Source organism: Mangrovactinospora gilvigrisea (assembly GCF_001879105.1).
Lineage (GTDB): Bacteria > Actinomycetota > Actinomycetes > Streptomycetales > Streptomycetaceae > Mangrovactinospora > Mangrovactinospora gilvigrisea.
Genome location: NZ_MLCF01000068.1, coordinates 1 through 11,644 on the forward strand (window position 1 = coordinate 1; position 11,644 = coordinate 11,644).

An 11,644-nucleotide genomic window follows, 5' to 3' on the forward strand; every position below is an offset into this window, starting at 1 on the left:
CCGCCAAGCAGCGCCGCGCCCACCGCGCCCCGCACCGCCGCCCACGCCACCGTCCCCCACCCCCAAACCCTCGGCGCCACCGCCACCGGCAGCCTCGCCCCGGGCTTCAGCACCCAGCTGACGAGCACCATCACCTCCGGCAAGGGCCGCGGCCTCTCCGGCCTCGGCTGCCCCCAGCCGGCCACCGCCTTCACCTTCAACGGCGCCTCCCTCGCCTCCTCCCACCCGGACACCCTCACCGTGGTGAACCCGGGCGCCGAGGACGCCACCGTCGACGTCGACCTCGCCGACAACAACGGCCCGGTCTCCGCCGACGCCGGCAAGGGCATGATCATCAAGGCCGGCACCGCCCAGCGCATCCCGCTCCGCAGCCTGACGAAGTCCACCTCCGGCACCGTCAGCGTCAGCGTGCTCTCCCGCTCGGGACGCGTCGCCGCCGCCCTGCAGTCCGTCGACTCCGACAACGGCAGCGACTGGATCCCCACCGCGATCAGCGCCTCCGGCCTCGTCGTCCCCGGGATCTCCTCCGACGTCAAGGACACCGTCCTCACCGTCTACAACCCCGGCATCGAGGACACCACCCTCAACGTGCGGGTCTCCACCGGCAACGGCGTCATCACCCCGGCCGGCCACGACACCGTCGACGTCGCCGGCGGCTCCGTCACCACCGTCGACCTGGGCGACATCACGCACGGCCAGCCCGCCGCGATCCTGCTCTCGCCCGCGCCCGGCTCGCCCAGCATCGACGTCTCGGCCGGCGCCGAGGTGACCCGCGGCTCCACCTCCTCCGGCACCGCCGACACCGCGTTCCTCGCCGCCGCCCCCGAGGTCGGCGCCCGCGGCGAGGCCGCCGGATCCGGGAGCAGCGCCGGCGGCAGCAGCCTCACCACGACCGTCCTGCTCACCGCCCCGGGCAAGAAGCCCGCCAAGGCCGCGGTGAACGGACGCTCCGTCAGCATCCCGGCCGGCGCCACCGTGGCCACCAAGGTCGACGGCGGCTCGGCGGGCCCGGACGGCGCCGTCACCGTCACCACCCCGTCCGGCGCCCCGGCCGTCTACGCGGCGCGGATGCTCTCCGCCAACCTCGGCGGCACCTCGGCGTTCACCGTCCAGCCGCTCGCCGACGACCACGGCGAGGTGCTGCGTCCGGCCGCGCGCGACAACGACTCGGTGCTCTTCGACGATGCGGGCAACTGAGCGCACAACTGAGCCGGCCACTGAGCCGGCGACCGAGCGGGCAACTGAGCGGACGTCACTCCCCGCAGGCCGCGCAGCGCACCGCCAGCTCGGCCCACACCCGCTTGCCCGCCGCCTCCGCGCCCCCGGCCTCGGCGCCCCACCGCAGCGCCAGCGCCTCCAGCAGCCGGACGCTGCAGCCGGCCTCGTCCCAGACGCCCAGCCGGCGCCGCGTCGGCATCGCCGGATGCGGATCGGCGACCGTGAGCCGGAAGCCCCAGGCCTCGCGCTCCACCTCCACCCGGCACAGCGCCTGCGGACCGCAGTTGAGGTAGGCGTGGGTGAGCAGCTCGGTGGCGAGCAGCGCGGCGTCGAACGCCACCTCGGGGTCGCCGCCCCACGCGGCGATCCGCGCCCGCAGCACGCGCCGGACCGCTGCCGGCGACCCGGCGGCGCTGCGCACCGTCCACACGCAGCGGAGCGGCTCATCCACCGTGGGCTTGCAGGCCGGAGCGGTGGAGCGGATGCCCGCCGCCCTGCCGGGCGACGCGAAATCGCGGAGCGTTGCCATGTGCTGACCCTCTGTCACTAACTCCCGTAAGCAGAGCATCCTCTTGCACCGCGCTTGTGGCAAGCGCAATTGCCAAGCCGGATGGGGTGAACCTGGCGCACAATCGGTCGCGTCCGCCCCGCAGGCCCGCCACACTCGAATCCCGACAGGCGCGCGCGCCCGCGATGACATGCGCGGACACCGCACCACCGGCACCACCACCGACCGTCGAACGGCCCCATGAGGAGTGGGCGGATGACTGGACGCAAACCGACCGTGCTGCACCGTCGGCGTGTCGCGGCCGAACTCAAGCGCCTGCGCGAGGAGTCCGGCCTCACCCTCGACGAGGTCGCGGACTACCTCGGCTGCCACAATTCGAAGATCAGCAGGCTGGAGAACGCGCGGCGCGACACCACCGCGCAGGACCTCCGCCGGCTCCTGGACCTCTACGGCGTCACCGGGCCGCTCCGCCACGAGCTGGAGGGCTACGCCCGCATCGGGCGGCCCCGGGCGAGCAACTGGTGGACGGTCTACAACGACGTGCTCTCCGCCTCCTACGCGGAGTACATCGCGCTGGAGGCGGAGGCCCGACGGGTGACGGAGTACCAGTCCCTGATCGTCCCGGGGCTGCTGCAGACCCGCGCGTACGCGACGGCGATGCTCTCCGCGCCGCACATCGGGCTCTCCGTCGACCAGCTGGAGAGCCTGATCGACGTGCGGATGGCGCGCCAGGAGGTGTTCGGCCGGGACGCCCCGCCGGAGTCGGTGGCCGTGCTGGGGGAGGCGGCGCTGCGCCTGGCGGTGGGCGGCCCGGAGGTCATGCGCGACCAGCTGGAGCACCTGCTCGGCGCGGCGGAGCTGCCCAGCACCACGGTCCGCGTGCTGCCGTTCGACGCGGGCGAACGCGCGGCGTTCACCGGGGGGTTCACGTTCTTCGAGTTCCCGGAGGAGGACGATCCCTGCATCGCCTTCGTCGACGGCGTCGCCGGGAACGTCGTCCACGAGACCGACCGCGATGTGAGACGGATGCGCCGCACGGTGGAGTCCATCCTCGCCGCCGCCCTCCCTCCCGAGGACTCCACCGCCCTCATCCGCACCTACCTCCCCTGACCCGCCAGGCGCCCGCCAGGCATCCGCCGGGTGCCCGCCACCCGGGCCCCAGGCCCCCTCGCGGCCCCCACCCCGGGCGCGATGCCGGGGCAGAGGGACGGCCAACGGCGGCCGCCGCGTACCAAAACACAGTCCACATAATGGGACCCCATGGACCCCCAACCCCCCGCCGTGCGAACCTAAGCGCCATGTCCCGCGCCGGAACCGCACTCGTCGGTCGACTCCACGTCGACCTCCTCCGCGTGTCCAGCGCCATCTGTCACACCCTCTGACGCCCCGCCCCGCCGCCGCACCCGTCGCGTGCCCTCCCGCACGCCCCGTGCCTCCCCGTGCCAGCCCCCGTCAGAGGGACTCCCATGCTTCGCCGCACCGCTCTGCGCGCCATCCCCGCCGCCATAGCCCTGCTCACGGCCACCGCCTGCGGCTACGGCTCCCAGGCCGGCACCACCTCCGCCGCGGCGGCCGCAAAGACCGGCGCCGCCGGCGCCCCGGCCGCCACCACCAAGACCTCCGCCGGCCAGGTCCGCCTCGGCTACTTCGCGAACCTGACCCACGCCACCGCGCTGGTCGGCCTCCAACAGGGCTTCTTCCACAAGCAACTCGGCAGGACGGCCATCAAGCAGCAGGTCTTCAACGCCGGCCCCGCCGAGATCGAGGCCCTCAACTCCGGCGCCATCGACCTCGGCTACATCGGCCCCAGCCCGGCGATCAACGGCTACCTCAAGTCGCACGGAAAGTCGCTGCGCATCATCGCGGGGGCGACCTCCGGCGGCGCCTCCCTGGTGGTCAACCCCAAGAAGATCCACAGCATCAGCGACCTCCCCGGCCACCGCCTCGCCACGCCCCAGCTCGGCAACACCCAGGACGTCGCCCTCCGCACCTGGCTCAAGCAGCGCGGCTGGCCCGTCGACAGGTCCGGCCGCGGCAAGGTCACCGTCCAGCCCACGGACAACGCCGAGCTCCTCACCGCGTTCCAGCGCGGCGACATCGACGGCGCCTGGGTGCCCGAGCCCTGGGCCTCCCGCCTCGTCGTCGAGGCCGGCGCCAAGCCCCTCCTCGACGAGAAGTCGCTGTGGCCCGGAGGGAAGTTCGTCACCACCAACCTGATCGTCTCCCAGACGTTCCTGAAGGCGCACCCCGACACCGTCGCCGCCGTGCTGCGCGGACAGATCGCCGCCAACGCCTGGATCCAGAAGAACCCGGCCGCCGCGAAGAAGACCGTCAACGCCCGGCTCGCCGCGCTCTCCGGCAAACCCCTCAAGCCGGCGGTCCTGGACCGCGCCTGGCAGGAGCTGACGGTCACCGACGACCCGCTCGCCGCCACCCTCCGCACCCAGGCCGCGCACGCGAAGTCGACCGGCTTCGTCACCAGCACCGACCTCAAGGGCATCTACGACCTCGCCCCGCTGAACAAGGCCCTCGCGGCGGCCGGCCAACCCGCCGTCACCGACGCGGGCCTCGGCTGAACAGGAGCGCGTACCCCATGAGCCAAGCCACCACCCTCACCGCCGCCACCGCGGGCGCCGCCGGCGACGCCGCCGACCCGGCCGTCCGCCTCACCGGCCTCACCAAGACCTTCGGGCGCCCCGGCACCGCCCCCGTCATCGACGGCATCGATCTCACCGTCGACCCGGGCGAGTTCGTCTGCCTGCTCGGCGCCTCCGGCTGCGGCAAGTCCACCCTCCTCAACATCATCGCGGGGCTGGAGAGGCCCACCACCGGGACCGCGGAGACCCACGGCCCGCGCCCCGCGCTGATGTTCCAGGAGCACGCGCTCTTCCCCTGGCTCACCGCGGGACGCAACATCGAACTCGCCCTCCGGCTGCGCGGCGTGCCCAAGCCGCGCCGCGCAGGCATCGCCGCCGAACTCCTGGACCTGGTCCGGCTCGGCGGCGCGCAGCGCAAGCGCGTCCACGAGCTCTCCGGCGGCATGCGGCAGCGCGTCGCCCTGGCCCGCGCCCTCGCCCAGTCCGGCGCGGCCGACTCCGCCGACTCCGCCGACGGTGCCGACGGCTCCGGCGCCACCGGCGCCCATCCGCCCCTGCTCCTGATGGACGAGCCGTTCGCGGCGCTCGACGCCATCACCCGCGACGTCCTCCACGACGAGCTCACCCGCATCCGCGCGGCCCGCCCGCTCACCGTCGTCTTCGTGACGCACAACGTGCGCGAGGCCGTCCGACTCGGCGAGCGCGTCGTGCTGCTGACGTCCCGTCCGGGGCGCATCGCGCGCGAGTGGCGCGTCGACCTGCCGCAGCCGCGCCGCATCGAGTCCGCCGGTGTCGCGGACCTCTCCCTGGAGATCACCGACCAGCTGCGCGAGGAGATCCGCCGCCATGGCCGCCGCTGACCCCACCGAGACCGGCGAGACCACCGGGGTCACCGGCACCGCCGTCGCGGGGACGGCGACCCCGGACCACGACGACGCCGGCCTGGAGGCGGGCCTCGACGCCCTGGAGACCCCGCGCCGCGAACGGCCCTCCCTGCTCACGGTGGCGCGCACCAAGGTGCTGCCGCCCGTCGTCGCGGTCGTCCTGGTGCTGCTGGTCTGGCAGTTGGTCGCCGCCGCGCACATCAAGCCCAGCTATGCGCTGCCCGGGCCGATCGCGGTCTGGCACGCCTTCCTGCACCAGTGGTACCTGGGGACGGTCGGCGGCATCGTCGGCACCAGCCTGGGCCGCGGCGCGCTCGGCTTCCTGCTCTCCGTGGTGCTCGGCACGCCCCTCGGACTCGTCGTCGCCCGGGTGAGGTTCGTCCGGACGGCCATCGGGCCGATCCTCTCCGGACTCCAAGCGCTGCCCTCCGTCGCCTGGGTGCCGGCCGCCATCATCTGGTTCGGGCTGAGCAACGCCACCATCTACGCGGTGATCCTGCTCGGCGCGGTGCCGTCCATCGCCAACGGCCTGGTGGCCGGGGTGGAGCAGATCCCGCCCATCCACCTGCGGGCCGGACGCGTGCTGGGCGCAACCGGACTGCGCGGCATCCGCCACGTCCTGCTGCCGGCCGCGCTGCCGGGCTACCTCGCCGGGCTCAAGCAGGGCTGGGCGTTCGCCTGGCGCTCGCTGATGGCCGCCGAACTCATCACCACCTCCCCCGACCTGGGCCTCGGCCTGGGCCAATTCCTCGACCAGGGGCGCGAGTTGTCCGACATGCCGATGGTGCTCTGCGCGATCGTCCTGATCCTCGTCGTGGGCGTCGGCATCGAACTGCTCGTCTTCACGCCCCTCACCCGCCGCGTGCTCACCAGCCGCGGCCTCTAGAACCCGCGGCGCGGGGGCCAGTCGATGCCCACCCCGACCCCCGCGCCGCGCGGCACCCCGCCCCGCACCCCACGTCGGACCGCACCGCGGTCCGGGTGGGGTGCCGGGGCGAAGGGGCGCCGAACCCCCGCCGCGCGAACCGTTACTCCTCGCCGTACCTGGGGTCCACCGCGTCCGGCTCCAGCCCCAGCAGATCCGCCACCTGCTCGACGATCAAGTCGTGCACCAGCGCCGCCCGATCCGTCCGCCCCGTCGCCCGCAACTCGATCGGCCGCCGGAAGACCACGATCCGCCCGCGCCCGGACGCGCCGCCCTCGTCAACGACCAACCGCGCCAACGGGACCGCGTCGTCGCCGTCACCGCCGTCGCCGCCCTCGAGGTCGTCCTCGGCCGGCACCTCCTGAATCTCGAACTCGACGCCGTCGAGCTCCTTCCCCCACCGGCCCTGGAGCCGCTCCACGGAATCCCGCACCAGGTCGTCGAACAACTCCGAGCGCGTCAGCGCGATCGGCACCTGGGGCGGGGCGAGCGGACCCCGCATTCCCCGGCCGTGCCGATCCCTGCGCCGGGCCCGCGGACGAGAACGTGACTGGCTGTCCATCACCCATGAGCGTATCCCCAGGAAGCCGCAGACCGCGCCCGCACCGCGCCACCCGCGCGGCCGCGCATCCACCCGCGCGCACATGACCGCGACACGGACCCGTCCGAACCCGTGGATTGGCCCCCGTCCGACCACTCGTGCGGTAGCGTCCCGTAGCGTGAATCCTGTACGTCGCTGCTCGCGAACCGCCTGCGGCCGCCCTGCCGTCGCGACGCTGACGTACGTCTACGCCGACTCGACCGCCGTCCTCGGCCCCCTCGCGACCTACGCCGAGCCGCACTGCTACGACCTGTGCGCCGAGCACTCCGAGCGGCTCACCGCCCCCCGCGGCTGGGAGGTCGTCCGACTCGCCGTCGACACCGACCACCCGCCCGCGCGCAGCAGCGACGATCTCGAGGCCCTCGCCAACGCCGTCCGGGAGGCCGCCCGGCCCCCGCACCGGGCCGACACCCCGGCCCCGCGCAGCGGAGAAGGCGCCGTCGACCCGATGGAGGTCGCCCGCCGCGGACACCTCCGGATCCTCCGGTCGCCCGAATCCTGACGGGCCCCGATCCCACTTCCGACGCCTGACGAGGGAAGATGGCTCCGGTCGACCGCGCGCCCCGCGCCGTCGGCGATCGGACACCTCCCGGGGCGCCGCCACGGCGGCCCGGCCGACCCGAAAGGGCAGGCATGCGAGACCTGACGCGGATCGTCAAGGCGTACGACGTTCGCGGAGTCGTACCCGACCAACTCGACGCCGACCTCGCCCGCGCGTTCGGCGCGGCCTTCGCCGAGACCGTCGCCGTCCCGGAGAAGGCGACCCGCATCGTCATCGGCCACGACATGCGGCCGAGCTCCCCGGAGCTCTCCCGCGCCTTCGCCGAGGGTGCCGCGAGCCGCGGCCTCGACGTCGTCGAGATCGGCCTGTGCTCCACCGACGAGCTCTACTTCGCCAGCGGCCATCTGGACGCCCCCGGCGCCATGTTCACCGCCAGCCACAACCCGGCCCAGTACAACGGCATCAAGATGTGCCGGGCGGGTGCCGCGCCCGTCGGCCAGGAGACCGGGCTCACCCAGATGCGCGACCTCGTCACCTCCTGGGGCGACGCCGGCGCCCCGGCCGCGGACGCCACCCCCGGCAGCATCACCCAGCAGGACCTCCTCAAGGACTACGCCGACCACCTGCGCACCCTCGTCGACCTCAGCGGGATCCGCCCCCTCAAGGTCGCCGTGGACGCCGGCAACGGCATGGCCGGGCACACCGTGCCGACCGTCTTCGACGGGCTGCCGATCGACATCGTGCCGATGTACTTCGAGCTGGACGGCACCTTCCCCAACCACGAGGCCAACCCGATCGAGCCGAAGAACCTCGTCGACCTCCAGGCGAAGGTCCGCGAGACGGGCGCCGACATCGGCCTCGCCTTCGACGGCGACGCCGACCGCTGCTTCGTCATCGACGAGCGCGGCGAGATCGTGCCGCCGTCCGCCATCACCGGGCTGGTCGCCAGCCGCGAGCTGGCCAAGAACCCGGGCGGCACGATCATCCACAACCTGATCACCTCCAAGGCGGTTCCGGAGATCGTCCGCGAGCACGGCGGGACGCCGGTCCGCACCCGTGTCGGGCACTCCTTCATCAAGGCCGAAATGGCGCGCACGGGCGCGGTGTTCGGGGGAGAGCACTCGGCGCACTACTACTTCCGCGACTTCTGGAACGCGGACACCGGGATGCTGGCGGGCCTGCACGTCCTCGCGGCGCTGGGCGAGCAGCCGGGGCCGCTCTCCGCGCTCGTCGCCGCGTACAACCGCTACCCGGCGTCCGGCGAGATCAACAGCACGGTGGACGACCAGGCGGCCCGCACCGAGGCCGTCCGCGCGGCGTTCGCGGACCGCGAGGGCGTCACCATGGACACCCTCGACGGCCTCACCGTCACCGGCGACACCTGGTGGTTCAACCTCCGCCCCTCCAACACCGAGCCCCTCCTCCGCCTCAACATCGAGGCCCACGACCGCGCCACCATCGACACCCTCAAGTCCGAACTCCTCCCCCTCCTCCGCGACTGACCCCTCCGGCCGCAACCGGCCACCCCACCCCGGCCCCCGCCCACCCCGGGCGGGGTGCCGGGGTCCAGGGCGGCACGACCGGCGCCCACACCGCGAGAACGGCAACCGTCCCCCACAGACCGCAACGCGTCTACGCTGGGCACGACATCGCCGCGACGCACCCCGGAAAGGCACCCCCGTGAACCTCGAAGCCTCCCTCCTCGACCTCCTCGCCTGCCCCTCCTGCCACGCCCCCCTCCGCGCCGACGACTCCGCCAACGAACTCGTCTGCACCTCCGAGACGTGCGGCCTCGCCTACCCCGTCCGCGACGACATCCCCGTCCTGCTCATCGACGAGGCCCGCCGCCCCTCCTGAAACCCCGACCCGACCCAAGAGCAAACAACCCCACCCACCCGGCCGGAGGCCCACGCGTGCTGGACGAGACGCTCCTCGACGACCCCGCGGCCCTTCGCCAACACGACCGCGACGCCACCCTCCTCTCGCTCGCCGTCGCCGGCGCCCGCCTCCGCACCGCCGTGCGCCTCGCCGCCGAACCCGGCGGCATCACCGAGCTGAAGCCCGAGGGCCACCCCCAGCACCTCCTCCTCGCCGGACAGGGCCCCGCGGCGGCCGCCGCCGACACCCTCGCGGCGCTCCTCGCCGCGACCGGCGCCCGCCGCCCCGCCACCGTCCTGCGCCCCACCGCCCTCGCCGCCCCCGACGCCGCCGACACCGCGCCGCTCCCCGGCGCCCGCTGGAGCCTCCCGGGCTGGGCCGGCCCCGCCGACCTCGTCGTCGTGCTCACCGCGTCCGCCACCGAGGCCGGCCTCGCCGAGCTCGCCCGCGCCGCCTACCGCCGCGGCTGCGCCCTCGCGGTCGTCGCACCGCAGGGCGGGCCCCTCGCCGAGACGGCGACCGCGGTGCACGCGCCCCTCGTCCCGTACGCGCCGCCCACCTCCGCCGAGGCCGCCGCCGCACCCGCCCCCGCGCCGCTGCTCACCCCGGCCGGGCCCGCGGAGCGGCCCGTCCCGCAGTCCCCGGCGACGTTCTGGGGGATCCTCGCCCCGCTGTTGCTGCTCGTCGACCGCCTCGGGCTGGTCCACGCCGGGCCGGCCGAACTCGAGTCCGTCGCCGACCACTTGGACACGGTCGCCGGCCGCTGCGGCCCCGAGGCCGCGCTCTACCTGAACCCGGCGAAGACCCTCGCCGCACGCCTCGACGAGACCCTCCCCCTGCTCTGGGCGGACGGCCCCCTCGCCCGCGCCGCCGCCGACCGCTTCGCCGCGCTGCTCGCCGACCACGCCGGCCTCGCCGCCGTCCCCGCCACGCTGCCCGAGGCGCTCGCGACGCACCGGGGCCTGCTCGGCGTCGACCTGACGGCCGCCAAGGACGGAGACCACGGCGACCCCGCCGACTCCGCGGACTACCTCTTCCGCGACCGCGTCGAGGAGCCCGACCGGCTGCGCCCGCACGTCGTCCTGCTCGGCGCCACCGACCCGGGGGAGTCCCCGCTCCTCACCCTCGCCCGCCGGTACGTCCAGGACCACAACGTCGACCTCAGCGAGCCCGACACCAACGCCGACCCGGACGCCGCCGCCACCCCCGCACCGCCCCCCGAGGCCGCCGCACCCACCGCGCCCGCCGCGCCCGCCGCCCCCGACGACCACGCGGCCCCGCTCCGCGACTTCGCGGGCCTCCTCGCCACCCTCGACTTCACCGCCGCGTACCTGCGCCTCGCGGCCATCGCCTGACCGACCGCTCGCCACCGGAGACACACGGGAACCATGGATCGCCTCATCAACACCGTCCGCCCCTACGCCTGGGGATCCACCACCGCCATCCCCGCCCTCCTCGGCGTCCCGCCGACCGGCGAGCACCAGGCCGAGATGTGGATGGGCGCCCACCCCGGCGCCCCCTCCCGCACCGCCTCCGACGACACCCCGCTCCCCGAGGCCATAGCCGCCGACCCGGTGGGCCAGCTCTCCGCGGCCGTCGTCGACCGCTACGGGCCGACGCTGCCCTTCCTCCTCAAGATCCTCGCCGCCGAGACGCCGCTCTCCCTCCAGGTGCACCCCACCATCGCGCAGGCGCGCGCGGGCTTCGACGACGAGGAGGCCCGCGGCATCCCCCTGGACGCGCCCGAGCGCAACTACAAGGACCGCAACCACAAGCCCGAAATGATCGTCGCCCTCGGCGACTTCGAGGGCCTGTGCGGCTTCCGCGACCCGGCCCGCACCGCCGACCTCCTCGACCTGCTCGGCGTCCCCGAGCTCGCCGGCTGGACGGAGATCCTCCGCGGCAAGCCCGCCCCCGAGGCGCTCCGCGAGGTCCTCACCGCCGCGCTCTCCGCGGACGCCACCGCCCTCGCGCCCCTCGTCACCGCGACGACGCAGGCGTTGCGGCTCGCCTCCACCACCGACAGCCCGTGGGCCGATACCTGCCGCGCCTACGCCGACGCCGCGGCCCACTACCCGGCGGACCCGGGCCTCTTCGCGGCGATGCTCCTCAACCACGTCACCCTCACCGCGGGCGAGGCCCTCTACCTGGGCGCGGGCGTGCCGCACGCCTACCTCCACGGCCTCGGCGTGGAGATCATGGCCAGCTCCGACAACGTGCTGCGCTGCGGGTTCACGCCCAAGCACATCGACGTCCCCGAGCTGCTCCGCGTCGTCGACTTCACCCCGGGCGACCCGGCCGTCCTGCAGCCGGTGGACGGCCCCGAGCCGGGCGAGAAGCGCTACCCGGCGCCGATCGACGACTTCCGTCTCTCCCGCTACGACGCCCCGGCGACCCTCCCCACCGGCCTTCCGCAGATCCTCCTCTGCGCCGCCGGCGAGGCCGTCCTCCAGCAGGCCGACACCCCGCCCCTGACCCTCACCCCGGGCCAGTCCGCCTACACCCCCGCCACCGACCCCGCCACCACCCTC

Annotated in this window: 13 protein-coding genes; 11 read left to right on the plus strand and 2 right to left on the minus strand. The window is 74.6% G+C overall.

Annotation, left to right across the window (positions count from 1 at the left end; all coding sequences use genetic code 11):
* Positions 1–1,197, plus strand: a 1,197-nt coding sequence (locus BIV57_RS24605; protein WP_071657101.1) for a DUF5719 family protein, incomplete at its 5' end; no start/stop codon positions are given.
* Between the two features lie 55 nt (positions 1,198–1,252).
* Here BIV57_RS24605 and BIV57_RS13905 read toward each other — a convergent pair.
* On the minus strand, positions 1,253–1,747 hold the full coding sequence (locus tag BIV57_RS13905; RefSeq protein ID WP_071657102.1) for an ATP-binding protein: 495 nt from the start codon (positions 1,745–1,747) through the stop codon (positions 1,253–1,255).
* 234 nt (positions 1,748–1,981) lie between these two features.
* Between BIV57_RS13905 and BIV57_RS13910 the strand changes: the two genes are divergently transcribed.
* From BIV57_RS13910 to BIV57_RS13925, 5 genes are all read left to right on the plus strand, one after another.
* A complete protein-coding gene (locus BIV57_RS13910; protein ID WP_071657103.1) occupies positions 1,982–2,836 on the plus strand; it encodes a helix-turn-helix domain-containing protein in 855 nt (284 codons plus the stop codon).
* A gap of 188 nt (positions 2,837–3,024) precedes the next feature.
* Entirely contained in the window at positions 3,025–3,108 is an 84-nt protein-coding gene (locus BIV57_RS26795; RefSeq protein WP_419185708.1) for a putative leader peptide, read from the plus strand.
* An 84-nt stretch (positions 3,109–3,192) separates the two neighbouring features.
* A complete protein-coding gene (locus BIV57_RS13915) occupies positions 3,193–4,302 on the plus strand; it encodes an ABC transporter substrate-binding protein (RefSeq protein ID WP_071657104.1) in 1,110 nt (369 codons plus the stop codon).
* Between the two features lie 17 nt (positions 4,303–4,319).
* Complete coding sequence (locus BIV57_RS13920; protein ID WP_071657105.1) at positions 4,320–5,183, plus strand: ABC transporter ATP-binding protein; 864 nt, start codon at positions 4,320–4,322, stop codon at positions 5,181–5,183.
* Positions 5,170–6,093 (plus strand): ABC transporter permease, encoded by a 924-nt coding sequence (locus BIV57_RS13925; RefSeq protein WP_071657106.1) that lies wholly within the window; start codon positions 5,170–5,172, stop codon positions 6,091–6,093. The genes BIV57_RS13920 and BIV57_RS13925 overlap by 14 nt, the downstream gene beginning before the upstream one ends.
* A 142-nt stretch (positions 6,094–6,235) precedes the next feature.
* Here BIV57_RS13925 and BIV57_RS13930 read toward each other — a convergent pair whose 3' ends face one another.
* Positions 6,236–6,694 (minus strand): metallopeptidase family protein, encoded by a 459-nt coding sequence (locus tag BIV57_RS13930; protein WP_071657112.1) that lies wholly within the window; start codon positions 6,692–6,694, stop codon positions 6,236–6,238.
* 82 nt (positions 6,695–6,776) lie between these two features.
* Between BIV57_RS13930 and BIV57_RS13935 the strand changes: the two genes are divergently transcribed.
* The 5 genes from BIV57_RS13935 to manA all read left to right on the plus strand — a co-directional run.
* Positions 6,777–7,235, plus strand: coding sequence for a DUF3499 domain-containing protein (locus tag BIV57_RS13935; RefSeq protein ID WP_071657107.1), 459 nt, complete (start codon positions 6,777–6,779; stop codon positions 7,233–7,235).
* 131 nt (positions 7,236–7,366) lie between these two features.
* A complete protein-coding gene (locus BIV57_RS13940) occupies positions 7,367–8,737 on the plus strand; it encodes a phosphomannomutase/phosphoglucomutase (protein WP_071657108.1) in 1,371 nt (456 codons plus the stop codon).
* A 178-nt stretch (positions 8,738–8,915) separates the two neighbouring features.
* Positions 8,916–9,092: a Trm112 family protein gene (locus BIV57_RS13945; RefSeq protein WP_071657109.1), complete on the plus strand. Its 177-nt coding sequence runs from the start codon at positions 8,916–8,918 to the stop codon at positions 9,090–9,092.
* A 56-nt stretch (positions 9,093–9,148) separates the two neighbouring features.
* Positions 9,149–10,468, plus strand: a complete 1,320-nt coding sequence (locus BIV57_RS26435; protein ID WP_071657110.1) for an SIS domain-containing protein — start codon at positions 9,149–9,151, stop codon at positions 10,466–10,468.
* Between the two features lie 33 nt (positions 10,469–10,501).
* On the plus strand, positions 10,502–11,644 hold a 1,143-nt coding region (gene manA, locus BIV57_RS13955), incomplete at its 3' end, for a mannose-6-phosphate isomerase, class I (protein WP_071657111.1).